The organism is Pantoea sp. X-Soil-TKNS-1207 (assembly GCF_059730485.1).
The window spans coordinates 3,055,768-3,076,389 of sequence record NZ_AP035958.1 but is presented as its reverse complement, the minus strand read 5'-3'; the positions used below and the strand labels follow the sequence as shown (position 1 = coordinate 3,076,389).

The 20,622-nt window shown below is 53.4% G+C and carries 23 protein-coding genes and 1 tRNA gene; 15 read left to right on the top strand and 9 right to left on the bottom strand.

What is annotated here, in order from left to right; all coding sequences use genetic code 11:
• Window positions 1-8 precede the first annotated feature (8 nt).
• Both AC6I8V_RS14340 and AC6I8V_RS14335 read left to right on the top strand, forming a co-directional pair.
• The gene (locus tag AC6I8V_RS14340; protein WP_497842929.1) at window positions 9-812 is read left to right on the top strand and encodes a hypothetical protein; all 804 of its coding nucleotides are present in this window, start codon (window positions 9-11) and stop codon (window positions 810-812) included.
• Window positions 813-1,065: 253 nt separating this feature from the next.
• Window positions 1,066-1,347 carry a hypothetical protein gene (locus AC6I8V_RS14335; RefSeq protein ID WP_497842928.1) on the top strand — a complete coding sequence of 94 codons (282 nt, stop codon included), beginning with the start codon at window positions 1,066-1,068 and terminating at the stop codon, window positions 1,345-1,347.
• Window positions 1,348-1,413: 66 nt separating this feature from the next.
• Here the strand turns inward: AC6I8V_RS14335 and AC6I8V_RS14330 are convergent, their stop codons facing one another.
• Window positions 1,414-1,563 (bottom strand): hypothetical protein, encoded by a 150-nt coding sequence (locus tag AC6I8V_RS14330; protein WP_497842927.1) that lies wholly within the window; start codon window positions 1,561-1,563, stop codon window positions 1,414-1,416.
• A gap of 261 nt (window positions 1,564-1,824) precedes the next feature.
• Here AC6I8V_RS14330 and AC6I8V_RS14325 point away from each other — a divergent pair, with 261 nt between their 5' ends.
• Window positions 1,825-2,703, top strand: a complete 879-nt coding sequence (locus tag AC6I8V_RS14325; protein ID WP_497842926.1) for an SMP-30/gluconolactonase/LRE family protein — start codon at window positions 1,825-1,827, stop codon at window positions 2,701-2,703.
• A 41-nt stretch (window positions 2,704-2,744) separates the two neighbouring features.
• Here AC6I8V_RS14325 and AC6I8V_RS14320 read toward each other — a convergent pair whose 3' ends face one another.
• A complete protein-coding gene (locus tag AC6I8V_RS14320) occupies window positions 2,745-3,962 on the bottom strand; it encodes an L-lactate MFS transporter (RefSeq protein WP_497842925.1) in 1,218 nt (405 codons plus the stop codon).
• A 280-nt stretch (window positions 3,963-4,242) separates the two neighbouring features.
• Between AC6I8V_RS14320 and AC6I8V_RS14315 the strand changes: the two genes are divergently transcribed.
• A complete protein-coding gene (locus AC6I8V_RS14315; protein ID WP_013509957.1) occupies window positions 4,243-4,482 on the top strand; it encodes a hypothetical protein in 240 nt (79 codons plus the stop codon).
• A 39-nt stretch (window positions 4,483-4,521) separates the two neighbouring features.
• Here the strand turns inward: AC6I8V_RS14315 and AC6I8V_RS14310 are convergent, their stop codons facing one another.
• Window positions 4,522-5,421: a DMT family transporter gene (locus AC6I8V_RS14310; RefSeq protein WP_497842924.1), complete on the bottom strand. Its 900-nt coding sequence runs from the start codon at window positions 5,419-5,421 to the stop codon at window positions 4,522-4,524.
• Window positions 5,422-5,601: 180 nt separating this feature from the next.
• Here AC6I8V_RS14310 and AC6I8V_RS14305 point away from each other — a divergent pair, with 180 nt between their 5' ends.
• The gene (locus AC6I8V_RS14305) at window positions 5,602-6,474 is read left to right on the top strand and encodes a helix-turn-helix domain-containing protein (RefSeq protein ID WP_497842923.1); all 873 of its coding nucleotides are present in this window, start codon (window positions 5,602-5,604) and stop codon (window positions 6,472-6,474) included.
• 7 nt (window positions 6,475-6,481) lie between these two features.
• On the opposite strand, the gene AC6I8V_RS14300 is transcribed toward AC6I8V_RS14305, so the two are convergent.
• The 5 genes from AC6I8V_RS14300 to AC6I8V_RS14280 all read right to left on the bottom strand — a co-directional run bounded on the left by AC6I8V_RS14300 (window position 6,482) and on the right by AC6I8V_RS14280 (window position 11,002).
• On the bottom strand, window positions 6,482-7,888 hold the full coding sequence (locus tag AC6I8V_RS14300; protein ID WP_497842922.1) for a glycosyltransferase family protein: 1,407 nt from the start codon (window positions 7,886-7,888) through the stop codon (window positions 6,482-6,484).
• 128 nt (window positions 7,889-8,016) lie between these two features.
• Complete coding sequence (locus AC6I8V_RS14295; RefSeq protein ID WP_497842921.1) at window positions 8,017-8,928, bottom strand: glycosyltransferase family 2 protein; 912 nt, start codon at window positions 8,926-8,928, stop codon at window positions 8,017-8,019.
• Entirely contained in the window at window positions 8,925-9,284 is a 360-nt protein-coding gene (locus tag AC6I8V_RS14290; RefSeq protein WP_497842920.1) for a GtrA family protein, read from the bottom strand. Before AC6I8V_RS14290 ends, AC6I8V_RS14295 begins: the two co-directional genes overlap by 4 nt.
• Window positions 9,285-9,937: 653 nt before the next feature.
• Window positions 9,938-10,012 (bottom strand) — tRNA-Arg (locus AC6I8V_RS14285).
• A gap of 87 nt (window positions 10,013-10,099) precedes the next feature.
• Window positions 10,100-11,002, bottom strand: coding sequence for a formate/nitrite transporter family protein (locus AC6I8V_RS14280; RefSeq protein WP_497842919.1), 903 nt, complete (start codon window positions 11,000-11,002; stop codon window positions 10,100-10,102).
• Between the two features lie 244 nt (window positions 11,003-11,246).
• Between AC6I8V_RS14280 and ccmA the strand changes: the two genes are divergently transcribed.
• The 10 genes from ccmA to mlaA are packed head-to-tail and all read left to right on the top strand — an operon-like array spanning window position 11,247 to window position 19,005.
• A complete protein-coding gene (ccmA, locus tag AC6I8V_RS14275) occupies window positions 11,247-11,861 on the top strand; it encodes a cytochrome c biogenesis heme-transporting ATPase CcmA (protein ID WP_497842918.1) in 615 nt (204 codons plus the stop codon).
• A complete protein-coding gene (gene ccmB, locus AC6I8V_RS14270) occupies window positions 11,861-12,520 on the top strand; it encodes a heme exporter protein CcmB (RefSeq protein ID WP_497842917.1) in 660 nt (219 codons plus the stop codon). The genes ccmA and ccmB overlap by 1 nt, the downstream gene beginning before the upstream one ends.
• A 55-nt stretch (window positions 12,521-12,575) precedes the next feature.
• Entirely contained in the window at window positions 12,576-13,316 is a 741-nt protein-coding gene (locus tag AC6I8V_RS14265; protein WP_497842916.1) for a heme ABC transporter permease, read from the top strand.
• Entirely contained in the window at window positions 13,313-13,546 is a 234-nt protein-coding gene (gene ccmD, locus AC6I8V_RS14260; RefSeq protein WP_497842915.1) for a heme exporter protein CcmD, read from the top strand. Before AC6I8V_RS14265 ends, ccmD begins: the two co-directional genes overlap by 4 nt.
• The gene (ccmE, locus tag AC6I8V_RS14255; RefSeq protein ID WP_497842914.1) at window positions 13,543-14,028 is read left to right on the top strand and encodes a cytochrome c maturation protein CcmE; all 486 of its coding nucleotides are present in this window, start codon (window positions 13,543-13,545) and stop codon (window positions 14,026-14,028) included. Before ccmD ends, ccmE begins: the two co-directional genes overlap by 4 nt.
• On the top strand, window positions 14,025-15,983 hold the full coding sequence (locus AC6I8V_RS14250) for a heme lyase CcmF/NrfE family subunit (protein ID WP_497842913.1): 1,959 nt from the start codon (window positions 14,025-14,027) through the stop codon (window positions 15,981-15,983). The genes ccmE and AC6I8V_RS14250 overlap by 4 nt, the downstream gene beginning before the upstream one ends.
• Window positions 15,980-16,537: a DsbE family thiol:disulfide interchange protein gene (locus tag AC6I8V_RS14245; protein ID WP_497842912.1), complete on the top strand. Its 558-nt coding sequence runs from the start codon at window positions 15,980-15,982 to the stop codon at window positions 16,535-16,537. Before AC6I8V_RS14250 ends, AC6I8V_RS14245 begins: the two co-directional genes overlap by 4 nt.
• A complete protein-coding gene (locus tag AC6I8V_RS14240; RefSeq protein WP_497842911.1) occupies window positions 16,534-16,989 on the top strand; it encodes a cytochrome c-type biogenesis protein in 456 nt (151 codons plus the stop codon). Before AC6I8V_RS14245 ends, AC6I8V_RS14240 begins: the two co-directional genes overlap by 4 nt.
• Window positions 16,989-18,203: a c-type cytochrome biogenesis protein CcmI gene (ccmI, locus tag AC6I8V_RS14235; protein WP_497842910.1), complete on the top strand. Its 1,215-nt coding sequence runs from the start codon at window positions 16,989-16,991 to the stop codon at window positions 18,201-18,203. The genes AC6I8V_RS14240 and ccmI overlap by 1 nt, the downstream gene beginning before the upstream one ends.
• A gap of 34 nt (window positions 18,204-18,237) precedes the next feature.
• Window positions 18,238-19,005, top strand: a complete 768-nt coding sequence (gene mlaA / locus AC6I8V_RS14230; RefSeq protein WP_497842909.1) for a phospholipid-binding lipoprotein MlaA — start codon at window positions 18,238-18,240, stop codon at window positions 19,003-19,005.
• An 80-nt stretch (window positions 19,006-19,085) separates the two neighbouring features.
• On the opposite strand, the gene fadL is transcribed toward mlaA, so the two are convergent.
• On the bottom strand, window positions 19,086-20,366 hold the full coding sequence (fadL, locus tag AC6I8V_RS14225; protein ID WP_497842908.1) for a long-chain fatty acid transporter FadL: 1,281 nt from the start codon (window positions 20,364-20,366) through the stop codon (window positions 19,086-19,088).
• Between the last annotated feature and the right edge of the window lie 256 nt (window positions 20,367-20,622).

Genomic DNA, 20,622 nt, shown 5'->3' with positions numbered 1-20,622 from the left:
ACCGTTCCATGCTCTCGCTTTTCCCCATTACGCTCGCAGCCTTTGTGCTGCTGGCGTTGATTATCATTTTACTGCTGCGCACCACCGGTTTACGCCTCTGGCAGGGCGTGGTGTTGTTTCTGTTACCTGTGTTGCTGGCGAATCTTTTATGGTTTAGCTGGCTGCATCCGCGCCAGGAGAGGCAGGCGCTGGCGGCTGACGTGGCGAATCAGCTCAGCCTCGCACCAGGCTATCGTCTGCTGAAAACCCAGGAACCGGCGCTGTGGCAACTGCTCAATCGCGAATTGTTGCACAAGCGGCTGGCGGGCGTACCGCCAGATGAAGCGCTGGGTGAAATGCGCGGCTGGCTGCTGGATTTGGTGAATCAGCGCCTGGTGCGCGCCAGTGATGCGGCAATCCTCAATTACATTGCCGTGTCGGTGCAGGAGATGCAGGCGCTGCAACAGGTCGACCCGCAAAGCTGCTTCCGCTTTCTGTACCCGCAGGTGATTGGCGGTGTCAATTTGCAACAGGTGCTTTCGCCGGAGCTGAATCAGCGGGATGCTCAGGCGCTGGATAAACTGCTGTCGCAAAGCACCGGCAACGATCTGCCGCTGGATAACCAGGCGGCGCAGCGTGATTTGCAAAAAGTGGTGGAAACCCTGTACGGCAAATGGGGCGATCGCCTGCAACAGCTCAATATGCCTGCCGATACCGCGGTAGATCGTTCGGCGATGTGTTCGATGTCGATTGATCTCTACAGCGGCATTCTCGCATTGCCTGACAAACAAGCCGCCAATCTCCTGCGTAAAATGGTCAGCCTGACCGGATAGCGGGCAAAAAAAAGCCCGCTCAGCGCGGGCATCAAGGTCACTTCAGTATATTTCTTATCGTTGTATCACCTGGTGTGGTGCCGACATCGTGTTGTCTGCGGGCATCATGCCATTGCTGGTGTGATAAGGATAGCCGTTTGATTTTATCAATCCGATTGGTAAAAACTTAGACTTGTCCGGTTTTTTCGCGTCTTATTCCTATAGCAGGACGCAGCGCCGCCTTTTACACTGCGGCGACTGAGAGGGCATCAAAATGAAAAATTGGTTATTTGGCGCCGCGGCGCTTTTTATGCTGGCAGGTTGTAGTGTCAGCCATCCCGGGGGATTTGAGCGCGTTGATGAAGATACCAGCTCAAATACCGTGCAGTACCGTTACGATCCGCAGAAATTAAACAAAGATGCGATGGAAGTGGATTTGGCAAACTATTGCAGCCAGCGAGGATTTGACAAAGTTGAATCACTGCCTGCGGAAGATAGCCATATTCCAGGATTAAAGACTGCCTGGTACCAATGTAATTACGCGGTGAAAAGTTAAAAAAATAGGGCGGGATATTTCCCGCCCTTTTTATTTCTTATTATTTGCTGTGTGAGCTTTGCCCAATTACCAGTGGCGACCTGGACCGTGATGCCAGCCACCGCCGCCGTGCCCGTGTCCCCAGTCCGGTCCACCACGATGTCCGTGGTCAATAATACAGCCGCTCAACATTGTCATAATGGCGACCACAGACGCGATTTTAATCATTTTTTTCATGGAGAGTCCTCCTCTTTTCCAATGAAGTCAGATTACGACGGAAAAGTGGAGTGAAGATGCAGCCAATGTAGAGTTATTTCTGGATCTATTTCTGAATATTTCAATCAGGCGTGATGATGAGCGGGAAGGAATATAAACCAATCGGAATAAGCTGAATACCTGATGATAATAACCCGAATACTCCGAAAAGCAAGCCGAAATAATATCTGTTCTCAGTTAAAAATCAGGCTAGAGTAATCAGAGATTAATAAGGAGAAAATCATGGCGCGTGAAGTAAGAAATGTACTGGCCTTGCAGGCGGAGCTGGCTGAGTGCCCGCTATGGTCAACCCGCGAACAGGTGCTGTGGTGCGTGGATATCCTGGCACCCGCCATTCATCGTTTCGATCCCGCCACTGGCGAGTTGGACACCTTTCCCCAGCCGGAAGAGGTGGGATGCATTGGGCTTCGCGAGCAGGGCGGTGTAATCGCAGCGTTGCGCAGTGGCATCTGGCTACTGGATCAGCAGGGGAAACCCCAACGTAAGCTGGCGGATAATCCCGGTATTGCGACAAAAAGTCGTTTTAACGATGGCCGTGTCGATCCCTGGGGCAACTTCTGGTGCGGCAGCCTGTGGGAGCCGCAGGATAAAAATGGCGGGCTACTGTGCCGCGTAACGCCTGATGGCGCGCTGCGGGTAATGGCGCAGGATATCAAAATCTCCAACGGGCTGGCATTTTCCCCGGACCGCCGCTGGATGTATCACAGCGATACGCCAAATGAGGTGCTCTATCGTTACCCGCTCGACGTGAACAGCGGAGAACCCGGCCAGCGCGCGCGTTTTCGTCAGTTTGAGGCCAGCGGCGGCTTACCGGATGGTGCGGCGGTGGATAGCGAGGGGTTCTACTGGTCAGCCCTGTTTGATGGTGGCCGCGTGGTGCGTATCGATCCCGTCACGGCGGAGATCGTTGATGAGATCGCGCTGCCGGTACGCTGGCCGACGATGGTGGCTTTCGGCGGTGCCGATCTGCAAACCCTGTATATCACCTCATCGCGTGAACATCGTACCGCAGAGGAGCTGGCGCGCTATCCGCAGTCGGGGGATATTTTTGCCGTAGAAGTGGATGTGGCGGGGATGGCTGAACCGTTATTTAAAGGTTAGATAACACGATGCCGTGCGCAGGCACGGCATCGGTCAGAACGTTAGCTGCGATGCAGCACCGGTTCCTGCACATTCTGGCGCTGCGGCAGGCGGATGCTGAGGGAGAGGAACAGGGAAATGACCAGCAACGTCATAATCAGGCTGAAGGTGATGGTAAAGCCGCCGAATACCGACGCCACCAGAGAACCCAGCACGCTACCAATACCGAAGCCGAGATAAATCAGGCCATAGTTTTTGGTCAGGTTGTTCAGGCCGAAGAAATCACTCACCAGCGACGGGAACACGGTGATGGTGCCGCCAAAGCTGAAGGCCACACAGGCCAGGGAGATAAAGAAGGTTGATTCATTCATATGGGTGAACAGCAGGATGCTCATCCCGGCCAGCGACACCACCTGCGCCAGCGAAATCACGCGAATGCGCGCCATTTTATCAGACAGCACACCCAGCACCAGACGACCACTCAGGTTGGCGATGGCAATTACCGTCACCGCGTTAGCCGCGGTTTGCGTGCTGAGATGGACCAGGCCTTCGCCAATATCCTTCGCGACACCAATAACATACAGGCCGCTCATGCAGGCAGTCAGGAACATCAGTGCCAGCATCCAGTACTGCGGCAAACGTACCGACTGCGCCAGGGTGTAATCTTTGCTCTGCTGCGTTGTGCTGCTGTTGCTCTGCCGAACCGGAGCATCACGCATCAGCAGCGCACCGAGGATAATCATGGTCATCGCCAGCACACCCCAGATCATAAAGGTGTTTTCCAGACCCTGCATACTGAGCAGCGCACCGCAGATAAATTTAAAACCGAGGCTGCCGAGACCGTAGGCACCAATCGCACAGGCGGAGATCACCCCTTTGCGTTCCGGGAACCACTTCACGCAGTTAGACAGCGTCATCAGATAACCCGCGCCATCGGCCAGGCCCACCAGCACGCCTGCGCTGAGGTACAGCATCATCAGGTTGTCGGCATGAGCGGTTAACCAGAAGCCGATTGCCATCAGCACGCCAGCGCCGATGGTGACGTTACGCACACCAAAACGCTCCTGTAATTTGCCCGCCAGTGACGAGGCAATCGCCAGTCCGAGACTCAGCAAACCAAAGGAGAAAGCCACCTGACTGATAGGAGCATCGAGTTTGTGCGCCAGCTGACCATTGAACAGACTCCAGGTGTAGACCGAACCCAGCGCAAACTGGGTCAAAATGGTGCCGGCGAGGGTGAGCCAGCGGATACGTTGATAACTTTGTGTGGTGGTTTTCATTTTTTTCTCTCCCATCCGGGAATTCGGAAACTGTGGCGATGATAAATCCCCCACGCGTGCGCGTGGCGGGAAAGGGCGTGAGAGGCTATGGGGATGGAATGAAATGCAGCGAAACGGGTATGAATGACATTGGCGGGCAGGAATGGCGTGAAAAGCATGTCATAGAGTACGAATGGGTTGCTTCATGTGAGCATATGTAACCAGGCGTATCAATGGCGCAGCTTTGCCAGCAAAACTCAAAAGTTTTGCCAGGCTTAAAGCTCACTAATCAGGAGGAAATATGAAAGACCGAGCATATGAATCCGCGTCCAGTGAGGATGAAGTCTGCTGCATCATCGGTCAGGCGGTGATCGAGTTAAGCGATGAGCATCAACCAGTGAATAAATCCACACTGTCGTTGAAACTACTGGCCATGGCCGATCGCGACAGAGACGATGAGCGAATATTGCTTTACTGGATCGCCAGAAAAGCGATCAATCAACCTCACCAGCTCAATATCGGCGTGCAGGGCTGGCGCTAAGAGGACGTACGGAGCGGGCGCAATGCCCGCTCTCGTGTCTCAGGCCAGGCGCAGACGTTTCGCCGTCGGCCAGCGAACAAACATCACCATATTTCCCGCCAGAATCATCACCAGTCCGACAATCGCGTTGCTATGCCATTGATAGCCTTCATAAACCGTTGATAAGGTCAGCGCAACCAGCGGAAACAGCAGGGTGCTGTAGGCGGCCTGACTGGCGCCAATGCGTCCGACGAGGGTGAAGTAGGCACCAAATCCCAGCACCGAGCCAAAAATCGCCAGATAGCTCATCGCGCCGAGCCATTGCAGGTTAAGCGCCGGTGCCAGTGAATCGCCATTCAGCAACGCCAGCAATGCCATCATCACGGCGCCGTACAGCATGGCATAGCTGTTGGTGGTCAGCACATCACGTTGACGCCGCTGGTGACGGGTCGAAATCATATTGCCGAAGGAGAAGCCCAGCGTCCCAAGCGCGCTTAATCCTACGCCCCACAACAGTTGCGGCGCTGGGTGTGCGGCACGGATATCGCCCCAGAATAGCGCGACAATGCCGCCTAATCCGAGAATCGCGGCGGGCAGCAGGCGGAATGAGGGACGCTGGCGGAAGAAAATCCAGCTATTCAGGGCATTGTACAATACGGCCATTGAGAAGATGACCGACTCCAGGCCGCTGCTGATCCACGCTGCCGCATGATAAAAGCAGACGAAATTGAAGCCGAACACGCAGCAACCTTGCAGGATGCAGAACAGGTGATCCTGAGCATCCAGCCGACGCAGACGGCGGAACAGTTTCAGCACCACCAGCATCACCAGTGAGGCGAGAAAAAAACGCCAGAATACTGCTACCAGCACCGGGGTATTGGCCGCTTCCTGCTGCAAAAAGATCGCAATCCAGGTCGTCCCCCAGATTAAGACCACGGCCAGATACAACATCAGGTTCATTTTGTACTCTCCACAACAAATTTGTGGCGAGTGTGCCGCCGTGAGCGGTTGCTGGCTTGCATCACCTTGCGGAGGAATTGCAAAATCTTGCGCTTTTTACGGCGGTGTCCCGATGTGATCTGTTTTCTGTCTGCGTGAATCCGTAAACTGTCGGCTATTGAAGAGAGAGCGATCCTGACTATGCCTGACTACCAGACTTTTAACATGCTTCAGCGGCACAAAGCGCAACTGCGTGACAGCGTGCAGCTAAACAGCGGCATCAAGCTGGCGGCCTGGTTTAACAGCGGCGATCGCGTCACTAACCTCAGCGACCACCATACCCTCAGCCTGTATACCGCCGACGGCTATGAAACCTGGCATAAAACCCAGCACGGCTGGCGCAACGGCGGCGGCCCGGATCGTTTCTGTCTGATGCCCTCCGGCATGGAATCGGTATGGGATATCCGCGCTGACCTGTCGTTCGTGCATCTTTATTGCACCGATCACCATCTGCGTCAGATGGCGGAAGAGATCTGGGATCGCAGCCCGGCGCGCCTCAACCTGCATGAGAAAGTGTTCGCAGATGACGACCGCATTACCCAGCTGTACCGCCATTTCCTGCTCAGTACCGACTGGCAGCAGCCTGCCAATCAGCTGATGCTCAGCAGCGCATCCACCCTGTTAATGACGCATCTGCTACAACACTACAGCGATGTTCAGTGGCAGGCACCGCAGGTGCGGGGCGGGCTGGCACCGGTTGTCTTACGTCGCATTCTGGCTTATATCGATGCCCATCTCGATCAACCGTTAACCCTGGCGCAGCTGGCGGGCGAAGCCGCATTAAGCGAGTTTCATTTCGCCCGGATGTTCCGCACCAGCACCGGCGTGGCCCCGCATCAATATGTGATGCGCCGTCGCATGGACGAAGCGCTGACGCTGCTGAAGCACACCGCGCTTCCACTGACAGAAATCGCGTTGCGCTGCGGCTTCCACTCCTCCAGCCACTTCAGTAACCGCTTCCGCCAGTTGCATGGCGCAACGCCCTCGGCGTGGCGTGGGCAGCAGCAGGGGTAAAAAACAACTAACGGCTGATACCATTATTATATATGTAATAATATTCATTATTTCGCGTAAGAATGGTGTCCGGCTGCCCGAATTGTTTTTTTATCCCATGGATACAAATATCAATATTGGCACAGGATTCACCATCAGATGAAATCATGATGAATGTCTTCCGTTTCTCAGGGAATAGCTGGCTTCTAAATGACTGGGCATGAATAACCTTCCAGTCTATCAATCCACTTGTGTTATTAATAATAACAGGATTAATTACGACCGAATTTCCGGAAAGCCAGCGGATGACATTAGCATTACCAGACCAATATGACCCAAAGCCATAATTTAAGTCATTATTTTGCAAAAATGATAATTGTTCTTTACTTGAGTTAACTAAATTATCTTCTTTGGCAGCATAATGTGATGGGATTGATGATGCTGTTATTGAGGCCAGTACGATGAGGAAAATGAATCTAAATTTTTTTGCTAATGAAATTCCAACAATACAAAGAATTGGCGCTATATACACCAGATTAGTCAGAAAACGCATGGAATATTCCATTTTTTCTGGCAGGCCAATGATGAAGGCACTGGAGATCCCCAGAGCACTCAGACTGAAGATAATTGCCACTGCTGTTAAATCGTTTTTCAGGAGGAGATAAGTTACGGAGGCAATAAGTAATATTATCAGCATGGCTGACAGGATAAAGGTGATGTTGCCGGGTATGACGAAAAGATTCAGCAACCCTCCTAATCCCTTCAGGTACCAGTAAATATTCGATAAAATCATCTCATGGCTGGCAATTTTAAATTTTTCAACGGGGAGATGTAGTGCACGATGAATGATATGGCTAAAATATATTAGCAAAGATACCGAAACGGTGATGGTTGGAATCCATTTGTTTTTTCTTTCGGTATAATCAAGGTATATAAAATAAAAAAGGAAAGGTAACGTATATGCGGCGATATACCAGGGATCAGATATGCCTGCAATCAGGCTCAGTGCTGAGATTATAAGTGATGCGGTCTTTTTGTTTTCAATGGTCAGACATAGGTAAATGGATATCAGACCATACAAGTTAGTCAGGTTGTGTGAAAAAAGGTGAGAAACAAAGCCAATTTTAAAGCAAAGGGCCGGCAAAAATGACAGGAATGGAATCAATATCAGTGAATAGCTGTTATTCGTAATCTTTTTTGCAATTAAATATGAAAAAAAAGCACACAGCAATAGCTGGATGGCTGACAAAACCTCAAGGACGGCTATGGAACTGCCGTTGAAAATGTAAAAGACTAAGAAGTGAATAGGATAGACTGAAAGATACCAGTTATCCGTCGTTGGCTTCCAATCCCAGAAGGATGAAATCCCTTTTTCATCCAATTGCATCCACATAAGTGATGAATTGATGGTGTCGGGATCGAGTTTAAAATACATCTTAGCCATCATCAGGCATAAGTAAAATGAAAAAGTAATAACTAAAGCAAGATAAACATTTGATCTTTTAAGTAGTCTCATTTTTGTTCCGATTAAATTTCAATCATCCGATGTATGGCTTAGTCTGGTTATTTCTTTCTTATATACCTGGGTCTGGATTTGGTCTCAATATAAATCCTGCCGATATACTCCCCCAGCACGCCGATTCCTATAAGTTGTACTCCACCAAGGAATAGGATGGAAACAAGTATTGACGGGTAGCCACGCACAGGATTTCCGAAGAAGAATGTATCGAAAATCATATATGCGCCATGGAGAAAGGATAATCCTGCCACCAATAAACCAATATATGTCCACACTCTGAGCGGGAACGTTGAAAATGAGGTGATTCCTTCAAGAGCAAGATTCCAAAGCTTCCAGCCATTAAATTTGCTTTTACCAGCAACTCGCTCAGCGCGGGTATATTCTATTATTTCAACGCGGCCACCAACCCAGCTAAGTATTCCTTTCATGAAGAGATTTCGCTCGGGAAGATGCTTGATATTCTCAACGATTTCCCGAGACATCAGTCGGAAATCGCCAACATTCTCTTCAATTTTCGTGTTGCTTATTTTATTGTGCAGGCGATAAAACCATTCGGCTGTTTTACGCTTAAGCCGTCCATCACATGACCTGTCGGCTCTTTTCGCCAGAACGACATCCGCACCCCCTTTCCATTTCTCAATGAGCTGTGGAATGACCTCAATAGGGTCCTGGAGGTCAACATCGACAGGAATAATGACATCACCTGTCGAAGCCTCAAGACCCGCAAATAGCGCAGACTCCTTTCCGAAGTTTCTTGTAAAACATATGTGTTGCACCAGCGTGTCACTTGCTTCTATTTCCTGAAGCAACGCCTGAGTCTGATCAGTGCTGCCATCGTTAACGAACACGATTTCAACATCATCACTCTCGAAGGCAGCAAAGTTTCTTACCGTGTCGTAAAAGAGCGGTAGTGCATCTTCCTCGTTATATACAGGAACGATAAGAGATATTTTCATTTCTCATCCCGGAACACAATATATCGTGAATAAATAAATCCGCATACAAAACTGACCACGGAAAAGAATGTGAGGGTAATTAATGGATAGAGTTTTTTTGCGTCGGCGTAATTACCAACGGCAGCGGCAAGCGTACCCATAAAGAGAACATAAATTATATATCTGATGGTTGTGGCTTCAGAGCTGAATGTCCATTTAGCGTTAGCAAAGAATGAAAAAGTCACAGCAATACAGAAGGCTGAAAAATTTGCTAATGATTGTTGGTAACCTGTCATATATAAACCAGTGAAAACGCCCCAGTGTAAGACGGTATTTAATACTCCTACAAAAGCGTAGCGTGTCAGTGTCTTCATCATTCAAATGGTATTGGTAATTAAAAACAGATCCTGTCAGTTTGACAGCCGGTGATCAAGAGACCAGGAGAAGGGTGTACAAGAAATATCATGATGAGATTTCATGAAAGAAAAAGGATGCGAATGTTTTATATGCGGCTTTCATGCTAATTATTAAAGTGTCTTTGTTAAAAAATTGCAACACCAGAATTATTAGATGTTAACCAATACCGGTGGGGTCTATATAAGCCATTGATGCATAGAGATTAGTTTGGTGCTTTGTTGCCTTTCTTTCTTTTATGGGATTGATAAGGGAATTGCGTAAGATATCTCTTTTTTTTATTAAGAATTGAGAGGGTGATTTTAATTTAAATAAGATGATTATCATAAAATTATCATGACAGGAAAAGGTTTATGACCAGGTAATAAGCGCGAAAAGATTAATGGTGAAGCAACAATGTTCGCGGGAATTCATTGTGTCTGGTGCCAACTAAATCCCGGGTGCAGGCAGGACGAGTGGCTGATGTGATGACATGGCCAAAAGGTCATTGCTGGTCTGGGAAGGGGGGTTCTCAATCGAATGATACGCATTCTGCCGCAGGCCACTGAGGACTGCTACAAATAGAGGCTTATCGGGGGGCGGAGGGCGTGTCGGCAGAGACGGGTTCTGGTTTGCCTGGCGTTCCCTGCAGGAATCGAACCTGCAACTAGCCCTTAGGAGGGGCTCGTTATATCCATTTAACTAAGGGAACGTCGGCGCGCAGTATAGCGTACCGCCAGCGCGAATTTAACCTCGTGTTTCGCGTTTGCTCAATATCTCAACAAATTAGCGCGATTTCTCATCTTTTCTTCCGCTTTTGCTCAGCGCGCGCTTTTGCTTTGGCGGCTTCACTCATATCGTTACGAATCTGAGCGTGGCTGATTAAGGCAAAAATCAGCGTGCCGCCGGTGATATTTCCGAGCAGCGTTGGCAGCGCAAATGGCCAGAAAAACTCATGCCATGCAATACGGCCGTCAAACACCAGATACAGCACTTCCACTGAGCCGACCACGATATGCGCCAAATCGCCGAGCGCCACCAGCCAGGTCATCATGACGATCACCACGATCTTTGCCGCCCCGGCATAGGGGAACATCCACACCATGGTCGCGATAATCCAGCCTGAGATGACCGCATTGGCAAACATCTCACCCGGCGTATTCGCCATCACTTTTTCACTGATGACGGTAAACGCCTGACGCGTCGCATCGTCGAAAATGGGCATATGGTTAAACGCCAGTGCGCCCAGTGCGGTGCCGATCAAATTGCCTGCCAGCACCACGCCCCACAGACGCAGCAACAGCAGCACATTACCCGGCGTGGGTTTGTGCATCACCGGCAATACGGCGGTAACGGTGTTTTCGGTGAACAGCTGCTGGCGCGCCATAATTACGATGACAAATCCAAAGGTATACCCCAGATTTTCCAGCAAAAATGCCCCTGGCACGCCTGCCAGATGCACCTGAAAAATCCCTTTGGCCATTAGCGATGCGCCCATAGACAGACCGGCGGCAATGGCGGACCACAGCAGCGCCATGCCATCCCGCTCCAGCTCTTTTTCTCCGTCCTGGCGGATCTCTTCGTGAATCGCTGCCGCGCGTGAGGGCAGGGCATCTTCATCCACCTCAATCTCAGTGCCCTGATCTTTTTCTTCGCTGTCGACGTCGTTGTGATCCTGTGAAACTGATGGTGACTGCTTCATGTTTCCCTCCGGTGATAGTGCCAATGCGTAATAAGCGTAGCCGTTTTAAGCAAGCGTAAATTGTTACCTCGATTAAAATTAAGCGTAACAAAATTTTAACCGAGGTGGTTTTTTGAGCAATTTGTTGATCTGAACCGCCCGATTACCCCGTTCGGGGGAGGTGTGACGGTGCTCACAGACTTCGGCCCACAGATTCGTTGTGGTATTATCGCGGCCTTATTTCATTGCAGTGATTCCCTCTTCTATGCTCGAAGTCATTAATCTCTCTTGCGTTCGCGATGAGCGTTCCCTGTTTCATGGGCTGAGCTTTCGTGTACAGGCAGGCGATATCGTGCAAATTGAAGGGCCGAACGGTGCAGGTAAAACCTCGTTGCTGCGTCTGCTGGCGGGTCTGAGCCGGCCGGAAGAGGGCGAGGTGCTGTGGCAGGCGCAGCCGATTCGTCAGCAGCGGGAAACATGGCATCAAAACCTGCTTTATCTTGGCCATCATCCTGGCGTGAAATCGGTACTCTCACCGCTGGAAAACCTGCATTTCTGGCACGGCGACAGCCACGGTCAGGCGATTTTCGACGCGCTGGAACAGGTGGATCTGCTGGGTTACGAAGAGGTGCCGGTGGCGCAACTCTCAGCCGGACAGCAGCGGCGCGTGGCGCTGGCGCGGCTATGGCTTAGCCCGGCAACGCTGTGGATTCTGGATGAGCCGCTGACCGCTATCGATAAAGCCGGGGTAGAAAAATTAATGGCGCGCTTTACCCATCATGCTGATAACGGCGGGGCGGTGATTCTGACCACCCATCAGGATTTGCCGGATAACGCGGCACGCGTGCGTAAAATCCGTCTGACGTCGGAGTGGGCATAATGCTGGGGCGTGTGATTCAGCGTGAGCTGAAAATTGCTTTCCGCAGCGGCGCGGAAGTCATTAACCCGCTGTGGTTTTTCCTGATTGTTATCACGTTGTTTCCGCTGGGCATTGGCCCGGAGCCACAGCAGCTGGCGCGTATTGCCCCCGGCGTCGCCTGGGTGGCCGCCTTGCTGGCCTCGTTGCTGGCGCTGGAACGGCTGTTCCGTGATGACTTTCTCGACGGCTCGCTGGAACAACTTTTATTATTGCCTACACCGCTGCCGGTCACGGTTCTGGGCAAAGTGATTGCTCACTGGCTGATTACCGGCCTGCCGCTGATTTTGCTGTCGCCGCTGGCGGCTCTGCTGCTGTCGCTCGATTTTGCCGGATGGCGCGCCATGGCGTTAACCCTGCTGCTGGGCACGCCGACCCTGAGTTTTCTTGGGGCGATTGGCACCGGATTGACCGTCGGACTGCGTCGCGGCGGGGTGTTACTGAGTTTGCTGGTACTGCCGCTGGCGATACCGGTGTTGATTTTTGCCAGCGCAGCGATTGATGCCGCCGGACAGGGCCTGCCAATTGGCGGTTATCTGGCGATTCTTGGCGCCATGCTGGCAGTAAGCGCCACGCTGTCCCCGTTTGCTACGGCTGCGGCGCTGCGTATCAGTCTGCATTAACGCGTGCATCCACAGAGATGCCGGAATCCCTCTTCTTATATTGTGAGCTATGCAAATGTGGAAATGGTTACACCAGTGGGCAAAGCCTGAACGGCTGTATCGGCTTTGTAGCCGCTTAATCCCCTGGTTCGCGGTACTGGGCGTTGCCACCCTGCTATTAGGATGGGTGTGGGGCTTTGGTTTTGCGCCAGCCGATTATCAGCAGGGCAACAGTTATCGCATCATGTACATCCATGTACCGGCAGCGATGTGGTCGATGGGCGTGTATGCTTCGATGGCGATTGCCGCATTTATCGGCCTGGTGTGGCAGATGAAGATGGCTGACCTGGTCTCGGCCGCGATGGCTCCGGTGGGGGCGGTGTTTACCTTTATTGCGCTGGTCACCGGTTCCGCCTGGGGCAAACCGATGTGGGGAACCTGGTGGATTTGGGACGCGCGTCTGACCTCCGAGCTGGTGCTGCTGTTCCTTTATATGGGCGTTATCGCGCTGTACCACGCCTTTGACGATCGTCGTACCGCCGGTCGCGCTGCCGGGATTTTGATTCTGGTGGGCGTGGTTAACCTGCCGATCATTCACTTCTCGGTGCAATGGTGGAACACATTACATCAGGGATCGTCAGGCATTCTGCAACAGGCGATTGCGCCAAGTATGCGTACGCCGCTGCGCTGGTCCATACTCGGCTATCTGCTGGTATTCGCCACGCTGACGCTGATGCGTCTGCGTAACCTGATCCTGTTCTCTGAACGCCATCGCCCGTGGGCGGTTGAAATGGCACAGGGAGGGCGCAAATCATGACCCCTGCATTTTCCTCCTGGCAGGATTTCTTTGCCATGGGCGGTTATGCCTTTTATGTCTGGCTCGCCGTTATCCTCACCTTGATTCCGTTATTCGGCCTGGTACTGCACACCGTGCTGTTTCGCCGCCGTTTGCTGGCTGAGATTCGCCAGCGTCAATCCAGGGAGCGCCGCATCCGTGCGGCCAAATCGAAAAAAGCCGCCAGTGAAGCGGCAGGAGAATCTGTGTGAATATCCGTCGTCGTAACCGCCTGTATATGGTGGTGGCGATTCTGGTGGGCTTAGGCCTTGCCACATCGCTGGTGATGTACGCGCTGCGTTCCAACATCGACCTGTTCTACACCCCGAGTGAAATCCTGTATGGCAAAGGCGAAGAACATCAGAAGCCCGAGCCAGGCCAGCGTTTGCGCGTCGGCGGCATGGTGATGCCGGGCAGCGTCAAGCGCGATCCGAAAACCCTGGCAGTGTCGTTCAAACTGTATGACGCCAATGGCGTGGTGAGCGTCAGCTACGAAGGCATCCTGCCGGATCTGTTCCGTGAAGGGCAGGGGGTTGTGGCGCAGGGAGTGCTGGAGGATGGCAACCTGGTAAACGCCAAAGAAGTGCTGGCGAAGCACGATGAAAAATACACGCCGCCGGAAATTCAGGACGCGATGAAGAAAAACCACAATGGACCTGCGGCAACATATCAGCAGGCTGGTGCCCAATCATGATGCCAGAAATTGGCAGCTTTTTGCTCTGCCTGGCGCTGGGACTGGCGCTGCTGTTAAGTGTTTATCCGCTATGGGGCGCCGTCCGTCAGGATGCCCGACTGATGGCGCTGGCGCGTCCGCTCACCTGGGGGATGTTCGCCTGTATCGCCGCGGCGTTCCTGGTGCTGGTGCACGCGTTTATCGTTAACGATTTCACCGTGGCTTATGTCGCCACCAACTCCAACACCATGCTGCCGGTGTATTACCGCATCGCTGCCACCTGGGGTGCGCACGAAGGTTCGTTGCTGTTGTGGGTGCTGCTGCTCAGCAGCTGGACGCTGGCGGTGGCGATTTTCAGTCGCGGGATGCCGCAGGATGCGCTGGCGCGCGTGCTGGCGGTGATGGGGATGATTAACCTCGGCTTTCTGCTGTTTATCACCCTGACCTCCAACCCCTTTACCCGTACCTTGCCGAACTTCCCGATTGACGGTAGCGACCTCAACCCGATGTTGCAGGATATCGGCCTGATCTTCCATCCACCGCTACTCTATATGGGATACGTGGGCTTCTCGGTCGCTTTTGCCTTCGCCATCGCCTCGCTGATGGCGGGTCGTCTCGATACCGCGTGGGCGCGCTGGTCACGTCCGTGGACCACCGCGGCCTGGGTGTTCCTGACCATTGGCATCGTGCTCGGTTCTGCCTGGGCTTATTACGAGCTGGGCTGGGGCGGCTGGTGGTTCTGGGACCCGGTGGAAAACGCCTCCTTTATGCCGTGGCTGGCGGGCACCGCGCTGATGCACTCGCTGGCGGTGACGGAAAAACGCGGCAGCTTTAAATCCTGGACGGTCCTGCTGGCAATCACCGCCTTCTCGCTCAGTCTGCTCGGCACCTTCCTGGTGCGCTCCGGGGTGCTGGTATCGGTACACTCGTTCGCCTCGGATCCGGCGCGTGGCATGTTTATCCTCGCCTTCCTGGTGATTGTGATTGGCAGCTCGCTGCTGCTGTATGCGATCAAAGGCGGTCAGGTGCGGAGTCGGGTGCAGAATGAAGCCTGGTCGCGCGAATCCTTCCTGCTGGGGAACAACGTGTTGCTGATCGCCGCCATGCTGGTGGTGCTGCTGGGTACGCTGCTGCCGCTGGTGCATAAGCAACTGGGCCTCGGCAGCATCTCCGTCGGTGAACCCTTCTTCAACACCATGTTTACCTGGCTGATGGCGCCCTTTGCGCTGATGCTGGGAATTGGGCCGCTGGTGCGCTGGCGCCGTGATGAACCGCAGAAACTGTGGAAACGTCTTGGCATCGCGCTGCTGGTGACGCTGCTGCTCTCCATCGCCCTGCCGTGGCTGTTGCAGGATCGTATTGAAGCGATGACGGTGATTGGGCTGCTGATGTCGATCTGGGTGATCATCCTGACGCTGATGGAACTGCACGAGCGCGCGACCCATCGGCACACCTTCTTTACCGGCCTGCGTCATCTGACGCGCAGCCACTGGGGCATGGTGCTGGGCCATCTTGGCGTGGCGGTGACGGTGATTGGTATCGCCTTCAGCACGCAGTACAGCGTGGAGCGTGATGTGCGCATGAAGTCGGGCGATAACGTTGATATCCATAATTATCACTTTATCTTCCGCGACGTTCACAACCTGCAAGGGCCGAACTACAGCGGCGGGGTGGCCATCATCGATGTGACCCGCGACGGCAAACAGGAAGCGGTGTTGCACGCCGAAAAACGTTTCTACACCGCAGCGCGCACCATGATGACCGAAGCGGCGATCAGCGGCGGCTTTACCCGCGATCTCTATGCGGCGCTGGGCGAGGAGCTGGATGACGGTTCCTGGGCGGTGCGTATTTACTACAAACCTTTCGTGCGCTGGATTTGGTTCGGTGGCGTGTTTATGGCGGTGGGTGGCGTGCTGTGTCTGCTCGATCCGCGTTATCGTTCGCGCAAAAAAGCGCAACGGGAGGAGCAGGCATGAATAAGAAGATCCTTTTTATCCCGCTGGTGCTGTTTCTGCTGCTGGCGGCGGCGCTGCTGTGGCAGCTGTCACGCAACGCTAATGGCGACGATCCCACGCTGCTGGAATCGGCGCTGATTGGTAAACCGGTGCCGGTGTTCAAACTGGAAGCGCTGGATAAACCCGGCAAGATTTACGATCAACAGGTGCTGAACGACGGCAAACCGATTCTGCTCAACGTCTGGGCCACCTGGTGTCCGACCTGTCGCGCCGAACATCAATACCTCAACTCCCTGGCGGAGAAAGGCATTCGCGTGGTGGGACTGAACTATAAAGACGATCGCACCAAAGCGGTGACCTGGCTGAACACGCTGGGCAATCCCTACGCGCTCAGCCTGTATGATGGCGACGGTATGCTTGGCCTTGACCTCGGCGTCTATGGCGCGCCGGAAACCTTCCTGATTGATGGCAAAGGCATCATCCGCTATCGCCACGCCGGGGATCTGAACGAACGTGTCTGGCAGCAGGAAGTGAAACCGCTGTGGGATAAATACAGCAAGGAGGCGGGCGCGTGAAACGGCTGCTTCTGTTGCTTGCGGGCGTGCTGCTGAGCACCAGCCTGTGGGCAGCCATTGATACTTACCAGTTTGATTCGGTTAAGCAGGAGGAGCAGTACCGCGACCTGACCGGTTCGCTGCGCTGCCCGAAATGTCAGAACAACAGCATTGCCGACTCTAACGCGATGATTGCCGCAGATATGCGCCTCAAAGTGTATGAGCTGATGAAGCAGGGCGAGAGCCGACAGCAAATCATCGATTATATGGTGGCGCGTTATGGCAACTTCGTCACCTATGAACCGCCGGTAACGCCATCAACCCTGATTTTATGGGTTGGCCCGGCGCTGTTTGTGGTGCTGGGCGCCCTGATTATTATCCTGCGCAGTCGCCAGCGTAAAACGCGTAGCGAACTGGATGAAAACGAACAACAGCGCCTTGCGGCGATTCTGAAGCGTGACGGGAAGCCGTAATGACTGGATTCTGGATTACCCTGATTATTTTACTGGCGGCCGCTTGTGCGCTATTTCTTAGTGCAGGCTGGCGTCAGCGTACGGCCAGCAACGGCGACCGCGACCGACTGAACACCGACTTCTATCAGCAGCGCCTGCGTGAGCTGGAGCGTGATGAAGAGGAAGGCGTCGTGGCGGAGCGGCCGGAGATGGTGCGTGAGCTACAGCAAACTCTGCTGACCGATGTGCCGCAACAGGATGGTGACGCGCGCAGCCATCAAAGCAGCCGCTGGATCCTGCTGCCAGGCGTCGGATTGCTGGTGGTGATCTCGCTGGGCATGTATCTGAAAACCGGCGGTCTGGCGCAACTGGCGGCCTGGACCTCGGTGCAGCAGGAGTATCCGGCCCTGCGCGCGCGCGTAATGGACCCGCAGGCCAAACCGCTGACGATGGAAGAACTGGCGCGTCTGCAACTGGGGCTGCGTAGCTCGCTGCAATCGGACCCGCAAAACCTGAATGACTGGACCATGCTCGGCCGTCTCGGCATGGTGCTGAATAATGCCAGCGATGCCAGCCAGGCATTTCAGCGCGCGTTGCAGCTGGCTCCGAATAATCTGGAATTGCAGCAGGACTATGCCGAGGTGCTGACGCGCTCCAGCGATCCGCAGGATAATCGTCAGGCCAGCGTATTGCTGCATGACCTGCTGAAGCGGGACCACGCCAACGTACGTACCCTGAGTTTGCTGGCGTTTAACGCCTTTGAACAGCAGCAATACGACGAGGCGATTGGCGCCTGGCAGGTGATGCTGACATTGTTACCGGCCGGCGATCAGCGTATTGCGATGGTAGAACGCAGCATTGAACAAGCGAAAACTGACGCGGGGCAGCAAAATAGCCGTCTGGCACTGACGGTGAGTTTAGATCCGCAGGCAGAAAAAATGTTACCGCAAGGCGGAGTGATGTATATTTCTGTGTCTGACGGTGTATCACCGGTGCCTGTGGCTGTGAAGCGTTTACCGCTGAGCCACTTCCCATTATCGCTCACGCTGGATGACAGCAACGCCATGATGCCTGACCGTTTATTGTCGGCGCAGCATCAGGTGCAGGTTCGGGTGCGTATTTCGCGCGATGGCAGTGCCAATCCGCAGTCTGGCGACTGGTTTGGCTTAAGTGCGGTTACCCCCTGGGACGGTCATCAGCAACTGGCTGTAGAAATTAATCAACAGCAGCCCTGAGCGATAACCCCTTTTTCCGCACAGGGAGATAAGAATGAATTACCGCCTGACCGGTCTGGCGCTGGCCAGTGTTCTGCTGGTGGGATGTGCCAGTTCCAAACCGGCCGACACTGACGAACCTGCGCAGCGCAGCGATCCGTTCGAGAGCTTTAACCGCACGATGTTTAACTTCAACTACAACGTGCTGGATCCTTATGTGGTGCGTCCGGTAGCGGTGGCCTGGCGCGACTACGTGCCGGTGCCTGCGCGTACCGGGCTAAGCAATTTTCTCGGAAACCTCGATGAACCGGCGGGTATGGTCAACGCCTTCCTGACAGGGGAACCGCGTCGGGCGATGATCCACTTTACGCGCTTCTTCCTGAATACGACCTTAGGCCTGGGCGGCTTTATCGATGTCGCCAGCAAGGCCAATCCGGAGCTGGCGAGCGAACAGCCGCACCGCTTTGGTAGCACGCTGGGGCGCTATGGCGTGGGTTATGGTCCGTATATTGAACTACCGGCCTACGGCAGCTTTACCATCCGTGAAGATGGCGGCGATTATGTCGATACGCTCTATCCGGTGCTGAGCTGGCTGACATGGCCGATGTCGATCGGTAAATGGACGCTGGAAGGGGTGGAAACCCGCGCCCAGCTACTCGATTCCGACGCCATTCTGCGTCAGCAGCAGGACCCGTATGCGTTTATTCGTAATGCCTACTTCCAGCGACATGACTTTATCGCCAATGGCGGCAAGCTGAAGCCGGAAGAGAACCCGAACGCCAAAGCGATTCAGGGCGATCTCAACGATATCGATGCGCAATAAATAAAAGAAAAGGCGGCTGAATAAGCCGCCTTTTTTGTTCCTGTGACCCGGCTGGCATGTATGCCCGCCGCGGCTCTGCATCAGAACTTGTAGTTAAAGTTCGCACCGTACAGCAGCGCTTTACCTTCGGAATTAAAGGTGTAATTACCTTCTTTAATCGTCACGTTCTGGCCGTGCATATACGAAATACCCAGGTCGACGGAGGCATCCTCGTTAAACGCATACGAAGCACCGGCGCTGATCCACAGACGATCCTGATCCGGGATGGAGATCGAGCGCTTGTCGGCCGGAACCGGGCTATCGTCAAAGGCGATACCGGTACGGAAGGTCCAGTGATCGTCATAGAAATAGGTGGTACCCAGCGCGATACGGTAGGCGTCGTGGAAGCCTTCATCTTTATAGAACAGGGTCTGACCATTGTTGGTGGCTTTCAGCTCCTGGAACTGGCTCCAGCTGGTGTAGGTCAGGCTATAGTGCACGGCCCACTGCGGCGCCACTTTATGCCAGCCCGACACTTCCCACATCTCCGGCAGATTCAGCGTCAGCGAACCTGGGATGGTCGAACCGCTGGTGCCATACGGCAGGCCTAAGCCCAGCGCCTGGTTGATCGGGTTAATCGAGGTCGGCAGGTTGCTCTTATACTCGCCGTCGAAATCAATCTTCACTTCGGAACGATAGGTAAAGCCGAAGCGGTTGTTTTTGTCCACTTCATACAGGATACCGGCGTTCCAGCCGTAGCCCCATTCATTGCCCTTCAGACGAGCCACCTGGGTATCAGCCGGAATGCCGAGCGCTGCGCCAGATTCACCGGCATAACGCTCGATTTTCGCTTTGGCATATACCGCATCAAAACCCACGCCGAAGCTGAAGTGTTCATTCAGGCGATAGGCCGTGCTGAGGTTAAAGTTGCCGGTTTGCAGATCGGTTTTGCCGCCGTAACCGCCTGCGGTGTAATCGTCGTTAAACTCGGTCGCCAGACCGTAGTTTGAGGTGACCGAGGCGCCCACCCACCACTGATCGTTAATAGGGTGCACGTAATGGATATTAGGTATCCACTGATTCGGCGCGATGTTTTTGGCGTCCAGACTATTACCAGTCGGACTCTGACCGCTAATATTTACGTCGGGGTCAATATAAACCGCGCCAATAGAGAATTCAGGGCGATCCATTAATGCCATGGTTGCCGGGTTGCGGCTGGCCGAGGCGGCGGTATCACCCATTGCGCCTTCGCCGGAATAGGCGCGGCCGAGGCCTATTGCTGAAAATTCATTAAGTTGAAAGCCCGCTGCGTAAACATGAGAAGAAACGAGCGCCACTGCAGCTGCCACAGCTGACTTTGCAAACAGGTTCTTATGGTTCATGACCACAACCTCATCAGAATTATTATTAAACGTTGTTACATGGCGTAACAAGGGACGGCGGATTGTAGGGACTGACGATAAAAGCACATATCAGACCAGTGCGACGAGTATAGGTCCGACCTGTGTATTTGTTGCAATAATGTTTTTAAAATATTTCCAATTTGATCGATAAAATCAGATCTGCTTAACAAAATTGTTGCAGTTCTCCTCCAGCATAGCGAGTCCAATTTGTTTTGGATCAATTTTTTACGTGATA